This window comes from Flavobacterium limnophilum (genome assembly GCF_027111315.2).
GTDB classification, from domain to species: Bacteria; Bacteroidota; Bacteroidia; order Flavobacteriales; family Flavobacteriaceae; genus Flavobacterium; species Flavobacterium limnophilum.
Genome location: NZ_CP114289.2, coordinates 4,180,647 through 4,200,101 on the forward strand (window position 1 = coordinate 4,180,647; position 19,455 = coordinate 4,200,101).

Annotated in this window: 15 protein-coding genes; 9 read left to right on the forward strand and 6 right to left on the reverse strand. The window is 37.8% G+C overall.

All coding sequences use genetic code 11. The features are described from left to right. Positions 1–88: 88 nt before the first annotated feature. The 6 genes from OZP13_RS17425 to OZP13_RS17450 form a co-directional block, all read right to left on the reverse strand. On the reverse strand, positions 89–1,186 hold the full coding sequence (locus OZP13_RS17425; RefSeq protein WP_432419480.1) for a glycosyltransferase family 2 protein: 1,098 nt from the start codon (positions 1,184–1,186) through the stop codon (positions 89–91). 3 nt (positions 1,187–1,189) lie between these two features. Continuing rightward, on the reverse strand, positions 1,190–2,164 hold the full coding sequence (locus OZP13_RS17430) for a lysylphosphatidylglycerol synthase transmembrane domain-containing protein (protein ID WP_281299460.1): 975 nt from the start codon (positions 2,162–2,164) through the stop codon (positions 1,190–1,192). Positions 2,165–2,298: 134 nt separating this feature from the next. Further along, a complete protein-coding gene (pelA, locus tag OZP13_RS17435) occupies positions 2,299–3,873 on the reverse strand; it encodes a pectate lyase (RefSeq protein ID WP_281298027.1) in 1,575 nt (524 codons plus the stop codon). A gap of 222 nt (positions 3,874–4,095) precedes the next feature. Beyond that, positions 4,096–5,895: a rhamnogalacturonan lyase gene (locus OZP13_RS17440; RefSeq protein ID WP_281298028.1), complete on the reverse strand. Its 1,800-nt coding sequence runs from the start codon at positions 5,893–5,895 to the stop codon at positions 4,096–4,098. 237 nt (positions 5,896–6,132) lie between these two features. Continuing rightward, complete coding sequence (locus OZP13_RS17445) at positions 6,133–8,262, reverse strand: hypothetical protein (RefSeq protein ID WP_281298029.1); 2,130 nt, start codon at positions 8,260–8,262, stop codon at positions 6,133–6,135. An 84-nt stretch (positions 8,263–8,346) separates the two neighbouring features. Further along, positions 8,347–11,985, reverse strand: a complete 3,639-nt coding sequence (locus tag OZP13_RS17450) for a DUF4450 domain-containing protein (RefSeq protein ID WP_281298030.1) — start codon at positions 11,983–11,985, stop codon at positions 8,347–8,349. Positions 11,986–12,262: 277 nt separating this feature from the next. Between OZP13_RS17450 and ruvC the strand changes: the two genes are divergently transcribed. The 9 genes from ruvC (at position 12,263) to OZP13_RS17495 (ending at position 19,427) form a co-directional block, all read left to right on the forward strand. Then, complete coding sequence (ruvC, locus tag OZP13_RS17455) at positions 12,263–12,817, forward strand: crossover junction endodeoxyribonuclease RuvC (protein ID WP_269241383.1); 555 nt, start codon at positions 12,263–12,265, stop codon at positions 12,815–12,817. 62 nt (positions 12,818–12,879) lie between these two features. After that, positions 12,880–14,013 (forward strand): radical SAM family heme chaperone HemW, encoded by a 1,134-nt coding sequence (gene hemW / locus OZP13_RS17460; RefSeq protein ID WP_281298031.1) that lies wholly within the window; start codon positions 12,880–12,882, stop codon positions 14,011–14,013. Positions 14,014–14,019: 6 nt separating this feature from the next. Next, a complete protein-coding gene (locus OZP13_RS17465) occupies positions 14,020–14,421 on the forward strand; it encodes a GNAT family N-acetyltransferase (RefSeq protein ID WP_269241384.1) in 402 nt (133 codons plus the stop codon). After that, on the forward strand, positions 14,418–14,789 hold the full coding sequence (locus tag OZP13_RS17470; RefSeq protein ID WP_281298032.1) for an MmcQ/YjbR family DNA-binding protein: 372 nt from the start codon (positions 14,418–14,420) through the stop codon (positions 14,787–14,789). The genes OZP13_RS17465 and OZP13_RS17470 overlap by 4 nt, the downstream gene beginning before the upstream one ends. Positions 14,790–14,835: 46 nt before the next feature. Continuing rightward, positions 14,836–15,525 (forward strand): PH domain-containing protein, encoded by a 690-nt coding sequence (locus OZP13_RS17475; RefSeq protein ID WP_281298033.1) that lies wholly within the window; start codon positions 14,836–14,838, stop codon positions 15,523–15,525. A 348-nt stretch (positions 15,526–15,873) separates the two neighbouring features. Beyond that, on the forward strand, positions 15,874–17,226 hold the full coding sequence (locus tag OZP13_RS17480; protein ID WP_281298034.1) for an OmpP1/FadL family transporter: 1,353 nt from the start codon (positions 15,874–15,876) through the stop codon (positions 17,224–17,226). A 105-nt stretch (positions 17,227–17,331) separates the two neighbouring features. Continuing rightward, positions 17,332–18,567: a type III sulfide quinone reductase, selenoprotein subtype gene (sqr, locus tag OZP13_RS17485; protein WP_281298035.1), complete on the forward strand. Its 1,236-nt coding sequence runs from the start codon at positions 17,332–17,334 to the stop codon at positions 18,565–18,567. A gap of 29 nt (positions 18,568–18,596) precedes the next feature. After that, entirely contained in the window at positions 18,597–18,908 is a 312-nt protein-coding gene (locus tag OZP13_RS17490) for a TusE/DsrC/DsvC family sulfur relay protein (RefSeq protein WP_281298036.1), read from the forward strand. Positions 18,909–18,923: 15 nt separating this feature from the next. After that, positions 18,924–19,427 carry a DsrE/DsrF/DrsH-like family protein gene (locus tag OZP13_RS17495; protein WP_281298037.1) on the forward strand — a complete coding sequence of 168 codons (504 nt, stop codon included), beginning with the start codon at positions 18,924–18,926 and terminating at the stop codon, positions 19,425–19,427. Positions 19,428–19,455: the final 28 nt, after the last annotated feature.

A 19,455-nucleotide genomic window follows, 5' to 3' on the forward strand; every position in this document is an offset into this window, starting at 1 on the left:
CTCGTGTCCAGCTGTCCACTATATCTTTTTCTTTTTAAAGAAAAAAGAAAAAGGATGCCGTTTCTATCTGGGCTAGGATTCAGAATCTCTAAAAGCGTCGCCCTTTCCATTCATATTTCCCAAACAAGGAATATAATGCCACAATGACGCTGAAAAAAGGGTACAGTAAGCTGCTTGTTAAAAAGAATTGCGTTTTGTTTTTTAAGAATACGTTTGTTTTGTTGATTAAAACAAAGTCAACTGAAAACTTAGCCAACAGCAAAAAACACATTAAAAAAAAGTTTCCTTTTCCAAACAATAAACAACAAGCCACAAACCACAAACTGACATTCCCTCCAAAAACAATCAATCCCAAACCAATTCCAAACTTGCTTTGATAAGACCCCGTTTTCGAAGCCCAACGCACTCTTTGATGGAACAAGGATTTCCAGTCGTTCACTGGTTTGGTGATGACGATATTGTTTCTAGATTTCAAATAGTGGACTTTTTCGGGGAATCTGGCAATGGCTTTTTGCAGCAAAAAAACGTCGTCACCGCTGGCAATGCCGTCATTCCCGTCGAAACCATTTAAGTCTTGAAAAAATGATTTGGTGTACGCAAAATTAGCACCATTACACATAAAACCCTTTCGCAATCCAAAACTTCCTATCGTTGCGCCTTGCAAACTGGCCAAATCCAATTGCTGGAAATGATGCAAAAAGGAATTTTCGCAATGATAAGTCACCGCTCCGGCAATCATCGAAACCTTGTGCAATTGAATGTGATTATCCAATGCCGAAAGCCAGTTTTCGTTGACCACGCAATCCGCATCGGTCGTGATAACCCAATCGTTTTTTACGACTCGAATTGCTGTTGAAATAGCGTCTTTCTTTGGAGAATTCGAAACCCGAATATTCTTTATTATTTGAACACTGAACACCGAACACTGAAAACTGAACACTGCTTCTGAATCATCATCAACCAAAATAACTTCAAATAAATCGGCAGGATAATTTAATTTCGAAAAGCTATTCAAAAGCTTGGGAAGATTCTCGGCTTCATTTCGAAAAGGAACCACAATCGAGAATTTTGTTTTTGGCTCCAGCCCAAGATAATCAAAGGAATTGACTTTGGTAAATCCATATATCAAGGCAATTATTGTCAAGCAATAACAGGGGATTATGAAGTATAAAACAATTGTAATCATCATTTATTTAGTTTCGTCTCCCTCTCCCTTGGAGAGGGTCGGGGTGAGGATTTTGAAATTCATCACGTAATAACTGCCAATGAGAACGGGTAAAACCACATTCAAAAACCACATCAAGGTGCTGATGAAAACCACAATCCATTCGTTGACGCCCAGCATTCCGAAGAAATAAACAGCAACACTTCCTTTTACGGCAAAGTCCAAAAACTGGAAAGTAGGTAAGGAGGAAGCCAAAAAATAAACGCTTGCAATGGTTGCCATCAAAGTGAAATAGGGCAGATTGACATCAAAAGCCAGAAACAAGAAATAATATTGGTGCGAAAAAACCAAGTAGCGACAAATGGCCAAAACAATATTTTTTTGGTGAATGGATTTCGGAATTTCGTTGATTTTGTGAATCAGTTTTTCGATGGAATAGCCTTTGATATTTATTTTTTTTGAAACAAATAAAATTCCACAAAGCAAAAAACAGATTCCAAACAGGATTAAAATTGTTTTTGGAGTGATGATGTTATAATTGGCATTGAAATACAATAAGCCAAATATTCCAAAAATCACTGACAAAATCATCTGGATTCCATTGCAAATCAAATTCAGAAAGACAATTTTTTTGGCTTTCGATTTTTCGAAAAACAAGGCTTTGCCGGCATATTCGCCAACTCCGTTTGGCGTGAATAATCCCGCTGTAAGTGCGCCAAGAACTTGTTTGGTGGCTTCCGGCAAAGAGATTTTATGGAGATGCAGAACCAAATTTTGCCATTTCAAAATTTCAAAAAAACGATTCAAAACGCTCAAAAACAAGAGAAAAGCAATTCCGCCAAGGGAATAATTTTTCTGGAACAAAACTAGGAACTTTTGCCAATCCAGCTTGTCGTTATTGGCGAGCTGGCTGTATATAAAATAAAACGCTCCGCCAACAATCAATACTTTGATTATAAAAAAGAGAAACTGCTTCGTTTTGGGAGAAATGGATATCATGTTGGCAAAATAACAAATTAATCCGTGATAATTCGTGGAATTTGTGTTTAATGATTTATTGTCCATTTGCTATAAAAAAAACAGCTCGAAACAATGTGCTTCGAGCTGTTTTAATACTAGTATTTTAAACTATTTTATAATCCGTTTTTAGTTTTCCAAGCATTGTATTCAGTACTGATTAAACCTGCAGGCCAATTGCCATACCAAGAATATCCAGATCTTCTTTCGATTTCAATTTCGGCTAAGGTAGCTTTCTTGATTCCATCTCTTCCGCAGAAAAAAGGAAGTCCTGTACTCAAATCGTAAAATCTAGCCCACATTATATTTCCTGCAGCAGGAACAACTACAACATCAAAACCATCAGGACTACCTGCTAAAGTAACTTTTTGGGTTGTATATCCAACGATTTTTGCTGCATTAAACCAATCTACGGCATCTTTTATCGCTTGTTTTACTTCAGCTGAAGGGTTTTCAACCATCATTAAAGTTCTTGTAATGCCTACTGATTCTGATCCGCTTAATGAAGGTAATTCGTAAGCTCTAGCCAATGCTGGCAATAAAGTTACTTCATCATGTTGTGCACACCAAGCTGTTTTTTTGCCGGCAGGAGATGTGATTTGTGTTTTCAATATAATGTCAATTCCTTTGTTGAAAGCTGTAACTGCCTTGCTTTTGTAGGATGGATTAACCAATTCTAAATTATTTTTGCTTTTTGAAATGTCCCACATTACGTTCATTACTTTAACAATAGCATCGTCATTGTAGGTAATTTGATGTCTGTATCCACTTTTGTCTGGATAATATTGCGGCCATCCACCATTGGCATATTGTGCCAAAAATAAATAGTCAATGGCTTTTTCTGCTGCCACTAAATAATTGGGGTTGTTGGTAGCCTTGTAATCGGCGAGTAAATATCTAAGTTCTGTAGTTACGTGGCCGTTGTCTATAGTGGTGTCAGTGCTGTTTTTAGTGCTTGCTGCAGTTGCTTTTTCTGTACTGGTTTGTTCTCTGTCATATTGTGATAAATCAGGAACTGCTTTTCCCCATCCACCATTGCTTCTTTGCCAAATCAAGATGCTTTCTGATCTTACTTTGGTTGCATACACGGTTGTTACTCCGGAAATGGCAAGGGTGATTTGCCCCACTTTTCCACTGCCGTCATTTGCCGTGGCATAAATGGTAACCGTACCGTTCAATTTTGGGGTCAAAATTCCATCGGCCGAGATAGTTGCGATAGCTGATGAGGCCGACCAAGTAACTGTTTTGTTGGTTGCATCTGCTGGCAATACCGCTAAAGTAAGTTGTTGCGGTTGACCGTTCGTACTATTTGTTCCTCCAACAGTTACACTTGTGGCTAGAATAACTGGTCCTGTTACTCCTGTTATGGTAATTGTGGTTTGTTTTGAAATTCCCGATCCGTCTTTTGCCGTGGCGGTTACTGTTACTGTGCCATTTTTTAAGGGAGTCAAAAGTCCCGATTCCGAAATTACTGCTATGGTTGCATCCGAAACAGACCAAGTAACGGCTTTGTTTGCTGCAGTGCTAGGAAGTACCGTGACTGATAATTGTTTTGCAAGTCCATCTGAAATGGCTGTTGCATTCAGGATGGCAATAGATTTTACTTGTTCGTCTGCAATGCTTTTATCGCTACTGCAGGCTGATAAAAAAAGGATGCCGACAAAAAGGGTTAATTTTTTAAGCTGATTCATGAAATTGTGGTTAATGGTTGTTAGTTAATAAATTACAAACTTTATTTACAAAAACTATACCGAATTGTAATCGATTGCACAATATTATGAAAATATATTTGATATCTATTATTTAATGTAAAAAATACTTCCAAGATTTCTAATTTCAATAGAATTCTTTAGTGTTCGAAACAGAAATTCCATTTAGATTAATTGCTAATTAACCAATTGATTTAAAGCTGTTTATTTTTTAAAAGCTATTGGCAAAGGAACCAGTTCAATGTTAGGCTTTGGAGCTGGTTTCATCTCTTTTCCCATATAAAAACTAGTGTGTGGTGGTTGATTGTAGCCCACATTTTGCCAAGCGATGCTCAATCGGTATTGGGGATCGTGCATTAATGTATATTGTCTTGTAGTTGTTGGGATTGTAGTTGAATAAATACGTAATTCTTTATTGTCGGCACTTCTAAGGATGAGTTCTTCCCTCCAATCTCCAAGAATATCTGCCGATAATGCCGGTGTTGATTTGGTTCCATTATTAGACACTGCTCCATCTGCCGTAAACAATCTCCCTTTTACATATTTATCAATATAATTAGAATTGAGGAGTTCTCTAGAAGTGTCTTCATCCCAATAAATTAAAAAATTGGCTGATCTTGGTGCGTCGCCTATTTTATTTCCTTTTATGTCATATAAAAAACGAGAGCCAGACCACCACATTTGAGCTCCTTTTCTTGTTGCATCAATATTATCGGCAACACCACGACCCACATCTGCATCCAGTGCATCAGTAAATAAAACCTTTCCTGTCGCAGCAGAAAACAAAGCTACGCCAGGGCCTTTAGTTCCTTCTTCGATTTCGTGTACACCAAAAACTTCTAATCCTGGAACGTCAGGATCAAGATCGGAAACATGCAACGCATCGCCATGCCTAAATCCAGTGGTGTACAATCCTTTGCCATCATCATCAACTACCATCGAACCAAAAACAATTTCATCTTTTCCATCGTTATCAACGTCTGCAACCGAAAGCCCATGATTTCCCATTCCAGAAAAAGGATTATTACCGTTTTTAGTGTCGAATACCCATCGTGAGGTTAGTTTTTTATCTTTGAAATCCCAAGCAGCCAATACAGTTTTTCCATAATATCCTCTGCACATCACCACACTCGGATGAATCCCGTCTAAATAAGCGATGCAAGCCGTGAAACGATCCACCCTGTTTCCTGTATTGTCATTTTTTCCGTTGCCTCCTTTTCCTCCCCAAGCGCCAATATTGCCTCTTTCGGAAATATAATCTGTTGTGGTGATTACTTTACCAGTTCTACCATCAAAAACGGAAAGATATTCAGGCCCTTGCAAAATTTTACCATAAGTAGGTGATTTGGGATTGGTATCTCGCCAATCTTTCGAAGCATCGCCAATCACATTGTTTTCGCTATCGGTAGTGCCATCGGCGGTTTTGCAAACCAATTCAGCAAAACCATCACCGTCTAAATCATAGACCATAAATTGGGTATAATGTGCCCCTTCTCGAATGTTCTTGCCCAGATTTATTTCCCATAAAAATTTCCCGTCTAATGAATAGGCTTGAAATATCGGTGGATCTGTTAGCCCTTTAAAAGAATTATCTTTACCGTTTCTTGTCATATGAACTAGTAAATCATATTGACCATCACCATCCAAATCGCCTGTCGAAACATCGTTTGGGATATAACCTTCTCTTTGTTTTATGGGAATGGACAAATATTGTTTGTCAGTGCTTTCTGAAGCAATCGTAAAACTTCCTGGCGCTTCTTCCTCAACCCCATTCAAAACCGTTTTTACAAACCAAGTATTATTCTCTTGAACATTTGCTTTAGCATCAATAAAATTTGTGGCTCCCGTAATGATTTGGTCATTAATTTTAACCGCTTTCTCATTGCCGCTTTTTCGATACAAATTAAAAGCTAAATTATCTGGATCCGTTCCCAAAACACGCCATCCAATATAAAAATGACCATTCTCTTTAACAGCAATAACTCCTCGGTCTAAAGTTTCCATTTGGCGTTGTCCAAAAAATAACGAACTTGAGAAATTAATTAAAATAAGGAGTAAAAGAAGTTTTTTTGTTTGTGGTATCATAGTGGTTTTTCTGATAATTTTCTGTTAGATAGGTATTGCTACTTATGACTTAAAATTCTATAAATGGTTTAAGCTTATATTAAAATTGACTTATTCAATTGGTTTCGAATAAGTCAATTTTGTATTAGAACAGTTTATGATTTATTGTATTTAAGATTAAAACATTGGTTTAAATCCTTCCCATTGCACGTTCCAAGTTCCGTCTTTTGGAAAACCTGGATTGTTTTCTGTTGTTCCATCCCAACCGGCGCACATCATCGCAACAGTGGTCAATAAACCTCCATTGCCAGGCAAGTACAAAGTCAATCTTTCCGATTGATAATTGTGTCCGTTTTTCAAATAGGTATTGGTCACTACATTCATAAACAAGGCGTCGATGGCTTTCTCGGGCATTTGCAAACGAGCAGCACTCATCGCCGTCATCGGGAAATCCCAACCCCAAGTTTTGTCCCAAGACCAAGTATTCCAAACTAAATCAAAGGTGTTTTTCATAATTTTCTTGTCCAAAAGAGTCGTTTCCGGCAACATTCCAAAAGTTCCCAAAACGGATGGATGGTCGGTTTTGAATTCGGGATTGGTATACGAATCCTTGGCACTTTCGGTAGCCAAATACACGTTGTCGGCAACTGGCAATGGCGATAATTTGTTCAAAACATCCTGCCATTCTTTTGGAGCTGGCTCGTTCAATCTTTTTTTCCAAGCCAAAGCGGTGTTCAATGCCCAATCCCAATACGCCAATTCGTAGGTTGGATTAAATGTTTGCATCGCCTTGAAACGTTCTTGCGCCGGAATTACGCCAGGTCCTAACATATATCTCTTTTTTTCGGCATCATAATGAGCGAACGAAGCCATAAAATCGGCAGTGGCGAAAACGCGTTCTTTGTATTTTTCCAAGGTTGCCGGAGTAGGCGAATCGCGATACAATAATTCTGCATAGGTGATGAAATGCGGCTGTTGCCAAATCAAAAAGGCACCAATCGACGAAGGACTTTCATTGCCTTCCACATCGGTCATTTTTTGCCATCTTGCGCCTTTGAATCCCTGTCTTTCGGCTAGTTTTTTAGCTTTATCGAATGCGTTTTGGTACCAAGGCATACTTTTTTCCAATAATTCAGGTCTTCCCCAAAGTGCAAAATGAACTCCGTGCCACCAGTGCATTTCCAAATGGGGTTTTCCGTACCAACTGTTATACGTCAAACCTGTTTCTTGCGGTGGATTTTTACCCGTACATTGAATTTTAGTAAGATATTGCGAAAGAATAACTCTTCGTTCCAATTCGTTGGCTCTTGGGTCAGTACTTCCCGAAAAATCAACAGCTGCGCCACTTTCCCAGAATTTTTTCCAACCTGAAATACTGCTTTTTTCGATGTCACTAAATGCTGGAATTGCAGCTCCTTTTTCTGGAGTTATTACAAACAAACAACTCAATTCGAGCGTATTTGTTTTGGAAGGTTCCACCAAGAAATAGTGGTTTGCCTTTTTCTTGAAAACGGCATTTCCTTTCCATTTTAGATTAATGTCATACGAAATACTGTCCATCACGTGGGTAACAACGGCCGATGTCTTGCCATTTTTTCTAATGTCACTTTTGTAATTTTGGGATCCTTCCCATTTGGTTCCAAAATCGGACCATTCGCCAGTTGGGAACGGAATTTTTAATCGAATTTTCAATCGTCCTTGTTGCAACAAATCCGATTCGACTTTTACTCCAATAGCATCTTTTTCTTGGTGCGAAAGTGTTTTCACTTTAACGGCAACCCCTTCCACTTTGAACGAACTTTCTATTTCACCAGTCCAAAGGTTCAAAGTTTGATCAATAGATTCGATGTCTTCGGCCTTCGCCAAAGTCCCGTTTTTTTTGGTGATTTCAAATCCCAGATTTCCCAATTGCAATAAATGCGAATTTTGTCGAAACCAGTTTACGGCTTCGTTTTTTCGTGGGGTTGCTTTTTCTTGAACACTATACGTAATCGTTCTTCCGTATTGATTGTAGTCTTTCAAAGTTTCCGAAAATTTGTACTTATTGGTATTCGGATAACTATCCCAGCCCCATTCGGATTGCGTTCCCAACGGAACTCCTTTTTGATATTTTTCAGGGAAAGTTTGCAATCCAGTTGCATCAACGGTAAAAGCGAAAGCTCCGTTTCCAACAGACAAAGAAGCCAAGGTGTCGATTGCGGAAACTTTCACATTATGACGACTGACCAATGCTTTTCGGTCGATTTTTTGCTGTCCTATCATTGCGATGGAGAATAGGAAAGCGGTAAGTAGCAGGTTTTTTTTCATCAGTTGTTAATTTATAGAAAGGTATAATTTTTATTAGTATTGATTGTTATTGCCATTGAAATTGCTATTGTCATTGAATTTATTTTATCGAACCAAAGTCGCACTCATCAACCCAATCACCACGTCATTGGTAATAGATTTTAAAGTGAGATTTTTTAATGTTTTATTTATATTTAAAGGTAAATCTAAAATGGTAGCTGCACCGCCATCAACAGCATAACTACTGAATCCTTTTATGCTACTAAAGTCTTTAAAAGTTCTGGAAATCGTTCCCGATTTTAGATAAACTCTTGGCGGTTTTGGCGCATCGGTCGTGAAAGCCAGACCGTTTGTAAAATAATCTTGTTCTATCGGCCACCAATTTTCGGGGTTTTTAAGTTGTAAAACTTCCGAGGTTCCATCGGTATAATTAACGACTACTTCTCCATTTACCATTCGGCTTTGCATTGGGTTGGTGGTTCCCGCCATCATTAAATACAGGTGTGATGCTTTGCCCGAAAGGGGAATGGAAATACTGTCCGGAAAATTATCCCACATTGAAGTAAACGCAATATTTTTAGAACTAGAATCCGAAGGCGTTTGAAACAAAATGCCTTGAGGACTGCTAATTTGGTTGTTGTTTTTAGCATTTTGGCGCAAGCCAGAATCATCGATTCTTACATCTAAATTAGGATAACACCAATTCCCGATTCCTTGTTTTGGCAATTGCAAAGTTGGCGATTTGGGTCTAGGCGAAAGGTATTCTAGATTAAAAATATCCGCCACTTTGGAATTGAAATTCTCGGTCAGCGAAACCGTTTCCAGTTTTGTTTTTTTGGGTAAAGCAATGTCCCAATTGGTAAAAGAAATCGGAAATGTTTTTCCTTCGATAGTTTTTAAAACCAAAGCATTCGTTCCCGAAATCAAATTCTCTAAAGGAATGGAAATAGTCGTTTCTGAATCTTTATTTAAACTAACTTTTTGCAAAATTGCCGCCCCAAAAGAATTGAAAATCAAGTTGCCTTCAATGTTTTTTTGACTGTTGTTTTTTACAACAAAAAGCAAGTTGTTGTTTTCTGTTCGGTTGGTTATTGCTTCGATTTCTGGTTTTACAACCAAGTTGATGGGACTCCACCAAGTTGTATTTCCTTGCTGTAATTTTATGAAAAATGTGGCGTTCTCTTTTGCTTTAAAATTGGCTTTTAACACGGAATTTGTTTTCGAAATTTCGCCTAAAGCAGTTTGTGGATCGTAAACTTCAAGAATTTTGGCTTTTGTAGTTTCCAAATGAATGCTTCCGCCTATGCAATAGGATTTTTCAATTTTAAGTTGTTCCAACTTTTCGCCATCCCAAGTAATGTCTATGTTGTAATTATCTTTAAACGGACTTTCGACAATAAGTTGAGGATTTCCAACAGCATCTGAATTGGTTTTCCAGATCGCTTTTTCTCCGTTGATAGTAACCGTTTTTATGTTGTCGAAAGGAATATTTACAACCAATTTAAAATCCATTTTTGTTGTGAAATTGGGTTTAATTTGATAAGAATCGGTGTTGTTATTTCTGTTAAACGAAAAGGAAACATCGGGAATTTCTATAGCCGCAGTATCCCATTTCGCTGGAAATCCGGGACGAATGGTCAAGCTGTTTTCAAGCGCATTGGGTTGAATTCCAAAAAGGCCTTCGACTAAGGTTCGTGCCGTCATTCCAATCGGGTCGGCAAAATCACGGTAGAGTTCCCCACGCATCGCATCATAAAACGAAAGTTGCTCAAATCCACCCGGCGAAGCACCCAAATACATACTTCCCACCAAGGCACTTTCCCACATTTTGAAAGCTGTTTCGGATTGTCCGCCTTGCCAAAAAGCCAACGCAGTGTGTAATTGTTCGCCAAGTGCCACATTGTTAATCGACCAATCGTAAGGTTGCCAATTGGTGGTGCTGATCACATACAAATCTTTTTTGTCCAATCCTTCAGCAGCAATTGGAATGTGGGGAATTTTGGTGTCCACATAATTAAGCATTTGATAGGATTGAAACGGATTCGACAATTCCGAATCGATGGTGTGGTAAATGCTCCAAACTCCCGGTGAATCATGTACCAATTGATTACCAAGACCATCTTTGTATTCTGCAAAAACACCTTTTTTAGGCAACCAAAGTTGGGCATTGGCAGCATCAGAAATGGTTTTGGATTCGTTCAAAAAAGGCGAATTATCCACATTTAAAAATTTTGCAACAGCCGCCACTTCTTTGTTCGCATAAAAATTATAAGCCGAAGAATGGGTTACCGCACCTCCACTGTATTGCAAGGCATCACTCGCCCAAATGGCAGCATAAGCATCATACAATCCATCGTTGTTGGTGTCGAAATTTCTTTTTTCCCAAGCCAAATGTCTTTGAATTACAGGCCACATTTCCTTCATAAAAGTAGTATCGCCAGTCCATTTAAAATGACGCAACATTTGGTCGAAAAAAACCAAATTCATATCATAATGATGGGCTTTGGTATTGTTGTTTGGATTTCGAGAAATGTAACCGCTAGTGAACAATGCCGTTCCCATTTCTTCTTTTTCACGGGCTAAATTTCGGCTAACGTCAGGAGTGACTGGACCGCTCAAAGGTTCCGTAACTTGCGAATGACTGTAACTCGTAAAATGGGTTTTTGCCCTGTCGTGCCAACCCAAAGGATCTGCAGTGTAGGCACCTCGCCAAGCATTCAAATACATTCGCCAAGCGATGGCGCCGTGCAAATAAGCGGGACTTTCCCAAATTCCGTCCGCTGCAATGGATAAGGCTGAGCCCAAAGTATTGATGTATGGATCGGGAGTTACTACTTTAACGCGATTGGCCAAAAGTTGGGTTTCTCGAACGGAATTTTCAAAAACGTCAGCCAATTCTTTTTGATTTTTGAGCTTGGTTTTGGCATCGGTTTCTATCATCCAAAATAAACCGTTTTTAGGAATCGAATTTATTTTTCCAGTAATTACAGTTAAGGAATCTGGTTTGGAACGATACAATTCCGTAGGCGAATTTTGTTTGTTGGCATTCGCCAAATGGATTTCCGATTTTGGATAAAAACCAATTAAGTTCTTGTTGTTTCCCGTTTTTTGTTTGTTAATTTCAGAACCGTATTCCAAGAAGAAAGATTCCTTTTGTACCATAAATTTATTATTGATACAATAATTAGGTTGCAGATAAAACACCGATTCAGGATCGGCACCAATATCGCCATCACGACTGAATTTTTTGCCACTCGCACCGCCAAAAGCCCAAATCAAGGAAACGTCTTTCGGCATATTGTTGCCAATGACTTTTAAGGCAAACCCTTCTGTGTTTTTTAATGCGATTACTTCCAAAAGCAGTTCGCCATTTCCTAAAATGGGATCTTGGATTTTGTAATACATAATGCCCAAAGTGTATCGGGTATCGATGATTTTGGCTTCGGTAATCCATTTGCTTTTGTCACCTTTTTGGATTCCCAGTTTGAAATTTCCACCCATTCCAGGCATATATAGTGCAAATTCTGGCAAATCCCCTGTTTCAACCCTGAAAGCCGTGTTGGTTCCATAAAGTGCCCGGTTGAATTTTCGAGTACCGTTTTTCAAGACAAAACTATTTCCTTCTGGAGCATAATGGATTTTGCGAACCAATGGTGAAGTTCCTTTTTCTTGGCTTATTAAAAGAAGCGGAAATAAAAGTAATAGATTTCCAAAAATCTGAATAAGTGTTTTTTTAGTTCTCATAAGAATTGAAAGAAGTATCTCGGCAGTTTAATTTTTTAATTGGCTGAATTACAGAAATGACAGGGCAATATAATTCTTTTTCCAAACTAATCCATCCTATGCTGTCCTGTCCTGTGCTGAAATTTAAAATTAGTGACTATTTTTCTTTAGAAATCTTCACAAATAGTCTTAAAATAATTATTGGAGGAACTGCCACAAAAGAATTAGATTTGTATGAGAATAAAACAGCATTAGAAATTGAATGAAAAGCTAACGCTACTGCACTGGCTAAATAATTATGGCAAACGAACGCATCATATTGGGAATTGATCCTGGAACCACAATTATGGGTTTTGGATTGATAAAAGTTGTCAACAAGAAAATGGAATTCTTGCAACTCAACGAACTGCAATTGTCTAAATACGACAACCATTACCAGAAACTAAAAATCATTTTTGAACGCACCATCGAACTCATTGATACCCACAATCCGGACGAAATTGCCATTGAAGCACCTTTCTTCGGAAAGAACGTGCAATCGATGTTGAAATTGGGGAGAGCACAAGGTGTGGCAATGGCGGCGGGACTTTCGAGAGATATTCCCATCACCGAATACGAACCCAAGAAAATAAAAATGGCCATCACCGGCAACGGAAACGCCAGCAAGGAACAGGTGGCCAAAATGTTGCAGCAACTTCTCGGACTAAAAACATTACCCAAAAATCTCGATTCCACAGATGGTTTGGCCGCCGCAGTTTGTCATTTTTTCAATTCCGGAAAAGTGGTTGGCGAGAAAAGTTACTCGGGTTGGGATGCTTTTGTGAAAAATAATGAAAATCGAGTTAAGAAATAGTTTTCAGTCTCAGTTTTCAGTCTCGGTGGCTGGAAACTGCGACTGCGACTGAACACTAAATTATGTCAGGAATCTACATCCACATCCCTTTTTGCAAGCAGGCTTGTCATTACTGCGACTTCCATTTTTCGACTTCGATGAAGAAGAAAGGCGAGATGGTTTTGGCTTTGGCCAAAGAAATTCAAATACGCAAAAGTGAGTTCAAAGATGAAATTGTTGAGACGATATATTTCGGCGGTGGCACTCCAAGTGTTTTGAAAACGGACGAAATTCAATTTTTGATTGATGCTGTTTATAAAAATTTTATAGTTGCTGACAACCCTGAAATTACACTCGAAGCCAATCCCGATGATTTATCGAACGAGAGAATAATCGAATTGTCGAAAACTCCAATCAACCGATTAAGCATAGGGATTCAATCTTTTTTTGAAGACGATTTAACGATGATGAATCGCGCCCACAATTCGGCGGAAGCCCAAAAATGTTTGGAAGAAGCGACAAAATATTTCGACAATATTTCTCTCGACTTGATTTATGGAATTCCTGGAATGAGCAACGAAAAGTGGAAACAAAATATCGAAACTGCTTTGTCTTTCGGCATTCCGCACATTTCGAGTTATGCCTTGACGGTCGAACCCAAAACGGCTTTGAATAAACTGATCCAAACCGGAAAAATTGCCCAACCCAAAGACGAAGTTGCCGAAGCACATTTTCAGATTTTGGTCGAAACGCTTGAAGCGAATGGGTTTGTACATTATGAGTTGTCGAATTTCGGGAAAGAAAATTATTTTTCGAAGAACAATTCGGCTTATTGGTTGGGAAAAAAATATATTGGAATTGGTCCTTCGGCGCATAGTTATGACGGCATTTCCAGAAGTTGGAATGTTTCGAATAATTCCATTTATTTGAAATCATTGGAAGAAAATAAATTGCCCAACGAAATTGAAATTTTGTCCAAGTCCGACCGTTACAACGAATATATAATGACGGGTTTGCGAACCATTTGGGGCGTTTCCTTGGATAGAATCGAGCAAGAATTTGGAAGCGAATATTTAGACTATTTGCAAAAACAATCCCAGAAATTTATAAATGATGACTTGCTTTCAGCAGAAAATAAAATCCTAAAACCTACTCCAAAAGGAAAATTCTTAACCGACGGAATTGCCAGCGATTTGTTTTATTTAGATTTAAAATAAAAAAGTATGATAACCGTTTCAACAGATAAAACAAAACTCAACGTTCCTTTTATTCAAGATTTTTTGAAAGATATTTATTGGGCGGCAGGAAGAACTATCGATGAAGTGCAAACCACGATTAACAGTTCGGTTTGTTTCGGAGTTTATTTGGATGATGTTCAAATAGGCTTTGCCAGAGTGATTACGGATTATGTGGTTTTTGCCTATTTGATGGATGTTTTTATTGCCGAAGAACATAGAGGAAACGGCTATTCGTCTATTTTAATTTCGGCGATGATGAACGAACCAGTTTTAAAAGAGGTTAAAATATGGCGATTGGCCACATCGGATGCTCATTATTTATACGAGAAATTCGGTTTTAAGGCATTGGCACACCCAGAAAAAATGATGGAAAAAGTAACATTATGAATTTAGAAACCTACTACGAATATTGTCTGTCCAAGAAAGGTGTAACCGAACATTTTCCGTTTGACAAAGACACTTTGGTGTTTAAAGTGGGCGGAAAAATGTTTGCTTTGTCTTCTTTATTGCAATGGGAAAATGGCGCACCCAAAGTAAATTTGAAGTGCAATCCCGATTATGCACAGGAATTGCGAGCCCAATATGACGATATCCAGCCGGCGTTTCACATGAGCAAAGTACATTGGAACACCGTTGCGATCAACAGCGATGTTTCGGATAAATTGGTGAAGGAATTGATTGATGATTCATACCAATTGGTTTTCAAAAGTTTAACCAAAAAAAACCAAAGCGAAATTCTTCAATTAGAAAATTAGGCATTACTTTTGCGAAACATTTCAGAACACTTTCAAATAAAACACTATGATTGACAATATAAAAAAATTCCTGAACGAGGAACAAGACCCTAAAGCCATCGAAAAAATCACTTCAAAACTGAATGATTTATTGATGAAAAACGAAGAAATTGGCTATATCGCCGTTCAAAAAAAACCAGCTATTACCGTTTTTCCAGACAGTATTGTGGTAACCAATAAAAGAATCATCATTTGTCAGCCCAAAAATATGGGGCTTTCGATGAATTTCACCGATTTTACTTGGGACGAAATTGAAGGAACTTTCATGAAAGAAAATATTTTAGGTTCGGAATTTTCGTTTTCGACCAAAACACAGATTCAGGTTTCTATTGATTATATTCCGAAAATTCAGGCCAGAAAAATTTCTACTTACGCCAAAGAACAATTGGATTTGTTGAAAAACCCCGTTGTATCAGAAGAAGTAAAAACCCAAATTCCAGAATATATTCCCGAAGAAATCGTGGAAGAAGTCGAAACGGAAGAAGTGGTCAATTATGCCGAAATTATGCCTGTAGTTTCCAATTATGCTGAACCTGTTGTGGAAAACACGGCTGCTTCAGCCGAGAAAATTTCAAGCGACTTGACCCAAGACGAACTTTTTGCCAAACTTCAAAACTATAAAAAACTTCTTGACAACGGATTGATTTTACAGGGCGAATACGACGCTTTCAAAAAAGAAATTTTGAGTTTGATGTAATCTCTCATTTTAAAATTATAGACCCGACAAGTTTCAATTTGTCGGGTTTTTTTGTGGGTAAATTTTAGCTGAAAAATTACGGCTAACCTGATTTTCATCATATAAATATGTAGTTTTTTTAACTATATTAGGCGAAAAATATTAACGCATAAACAGCAGTAAATCAATTTATTGTGACTATTGTGTCTCCGCCTTCTTGTGTAACAATTGTTACACAAAAGATTTTTTTTGGAAGTAGATTTAGTCTGTCAAATCAACACATCAAGTTTTGGCAAAACAGGAAGTAATTATTTGGCTAAATAAAAAAATCTCTAATTAATTTAAAGTATTCATAAACACTTCACGATCATGAAAAAAATTATTTTACAAGTTGGTTTTTTAATCTTTTCAACCTTTTCTTTTTCACAAGCAGGTCATATTATGCAAGGCGTTGGCGCTATTAATATGTCAATGGGAGGTGCATCTACGGCGCAACCTCTTGATATATCGGGCGCATTGCAATGGAATCCGGCATCTATTTCGGCTTTTGACGAGAAAATCATCAAGTTTGATTTAGGGCTATTTTTTTCCTCCCCTGAATTGAGTTCAAGCTTGCCAGCAGGAATGATGGAGCCAGGTTCTCCTGCAGTTTCGGGTGTTACTAAAGACGATAGAGGTGTTTCGCCAATGCCTGCACTAGCAATGGTTTGGGGCAAAGAAGGAAGTAAACACACTTTTGGAGTTTCTGCTTTTGGTATTAGTGGATTTGGAGTGACATTTCCAGAAGAAGCAAATAATCCATTGAGTTCCAGTTTTAACCCTGCATTAAATTCTAATCCTGTAAATTATCCTCAACAAGCGGGTGGTTTTGGCCGTGTAGAATCAGATTATATGTTATTGCAGGTAGGATTAACATGGGCTTATGAAATAACCGATAAACTTTCCGTGGGCGTTGAACCTACCTATAATTATGGAACTTTAGAATTAATGCCAAACCCAACAGCAAATCCATCGGCAGCGGGTTATCCATCTACCAACAGGGCTTCGACTACTGGTTTTGGGGCACAATTTGGTTTGTTTTTCGATTCAAAAACTGGATTTAAAGCTGGGGTTTCTTATAAAACAACCCAAGACATGAGCAAATTTGAATTCAAAAACACATATTTGGATAATTCTACAGATACAAGTGAATTCGATATGGATTATCCAGCCATTCTTTCATTTGGATTGGGATATTCCAAAAGTGATTTTGATATCGCTTTAGATTATAGAATGGTGGATTATGAAAACACAGACGGATTTTCTGAAACAGGATGGACTCCTACAGCATCCGTAAAAGGTTTTGGATGGGACAATATTTCAATTTTTTCAGCAGGAATTCAATACAAAGGAATCGAAAAATTCCCTTTAAGACTTGGATATACATATAGTTCAAATCCAATAAGCTATGATGTTGCATTTTTTAATATTCCAGCAACAGCCATTATCGCAAATGCTTTTCAATTTGGTTTTAGTTATTTGGCAGGCAAAAATATTTCTTTGGATGCAGTTTATCACCACGGAGCAAGTGACGGAAAAACTTTTGGGCAAATACTGAACCCAATGGCGGTTTCGCCTTCAAATCCTAATGGTGCCATACCAGCATCTTATGTGGCTTATGACATGACAACCGATATGGTGATGGTTGGGATTTCCTATAAGTTTAACAAGGCCAACAAATAAATTATAAGTCCTTTTTTATTCTTTTTATGCAACAATTGTTACATAATTTATGGTAATTGACTCGTAATTTTAACCAAGAATTAAGACAGTATAATTTATAATAATATGAAAAACTTAGTAATACTTGGTGCTGGAACAGCCGGAACAATGATGGCAAGTCACCTAACGAAAAAATTAAATAAATCAGATTGGGAAATCACGATTGTAGATCAACATAAAACACATTATTACCAGCCGGGATTTCTGTTTTTGCCTTTTGACACTTATAAGCCAGAAGACGTTAAAAAATCCATCGATGAATTTATTCCCAAAGGAGTAAAATTATTTCGAAAAAAAATTGATGTAATCGACAAAGACTCTGATACGGTTGTATTAGAAGGTGGAGAAAAATTAAAATACGATATTTTGATACTGGCCACGGGAACCAAAACGGCTCCAGGAGAAGTCGAAGGAATGTTGGGGGATTATTGGTACAAAACCATTTTTGACTTTTACACCTTCGAAGGAGCATTGGCATTGAGAGACAAATTAAGAGATTGGGAAGGCGGAAAATTAGTGGTTCATATCACGGAAATGCCCATCAAATGTCCTGTTGCCCCATTAGAATTTGCCTTTCTTGCCGATTCATTCTTTATTAAAAAAGGGATGCGCGAAAAAGTCGACATCACTTATGTTACGCCACTTTCCGGGGCTTTTACCAAAGAAAAATGTACTACGGCATTGACGTATTTATTGCATGATAAAAATATCAAAATTGTGCCAGATTTTGCTGTAGAACACATTGATGGCGAGAAAGGTGTAATTGTGGATTATGGAGGAGATGAAGTCCCGTTTGATTTATTGGTGACCATACCGACAAATATGGGTGACGACTTGATGGCACGATCTGGTTTTGGCGATGACCTAAACTATGTGCCTACCAATAAAAACACCTTACAGACTACCATAAAGGAAAATATTTTTGCTTTGGGCGATTGCACTAATGTTCCAGCTTCAAAAGCGGGTTCTGTTGCGCACTTTCAGGCAGAAATTTTAACTGAAAATATTTTGAAATATATCGATGGCAAGGAATTAGAACCTGATTTTGACGGTCATGCCAATTGTTTTATCGAAACAGGTCACGGGAAAGCACTATTGATAGATTTCAATTACGATTATGAACCCGTTAAAGGAAAATTTCCCTTCGCCGGAATTGGACCGTTGAATTTGCTTACGGAGTCTCGATTGAACCATTGGGGTAAATTGGCCTTTAGATGGATTTATTGGAATATGCTGTTGCCGGCAAGAAAATTACCGTTTGTAACGGCAAAAATGAGCAAATCAGGAAAGAATTTTGACTAAAATAAAGTTTAATATAAAATAATAAAAAGATGGAAAAAGTATATGCAGGGAAAACTGTTAGCGTTGACAATAATGGTTATTTAACAGATTTGTCCCAATGGAATAAAGAAATTGCCATAGAAATTGGAAAAGAAGAGGGGATAAATGAAGTGACGGACAAACATTTTGAAGTGTTGGCTTATTTGCAGGACCAACAAAGAAAAGAAGTAGCTTTAACCATAAGAGGTGTTGGAAAAAGCGGCATAGTCGATATCAAGCAATTATATGATTTGTTTCCGAAAGGACCATTAAAAATTTCAAGTAAAATGGCTGGAATCCCTAGACCAAAAAGTTGTATTTAATTTAAAGTTTTTAAAATGGAAACAAAAGAAAAAAAACCTTTAGAGAAAGTTTGCATTATTTGCGCTAAAGGAAATTTAGAAGACGTATATGCTTCGCTAGTTATGGCAAATGGAGCCGTAATGGAAGGTATCGAAACCAATCTGTTTTTCACGTTCTTTGGTCTTGAAGGAATTACCAAAAAGTCAATGAATCATCTCCATACAGCAACAACTGGTAATCCCGCGATGAAAATGCCCGGAGGATTGCCTTTTCCAACAATGCTTGGGGGGCTTCCCGGAGTGGAAGCTGCAGTTTCCGGCATGATGAGAAAACAAATGGATGAATTGGGAATGCCTCCTGTTGACGAGTTTTTAGAAATGATTACGGCAGGTCGCGGAAATATTTATGCATGTAAACTGGCAGTTGACATGTTTAAATTGACCAAAGCTGATTTATCGGATGAAGTTAAAGACATTATCACAATTGGAGAATTTTATGAATTATGTGATGGAGACAGAACCCAAATCATTTTCACTTAGTTTTTTAATGTTATTAAATAAAAAAGGC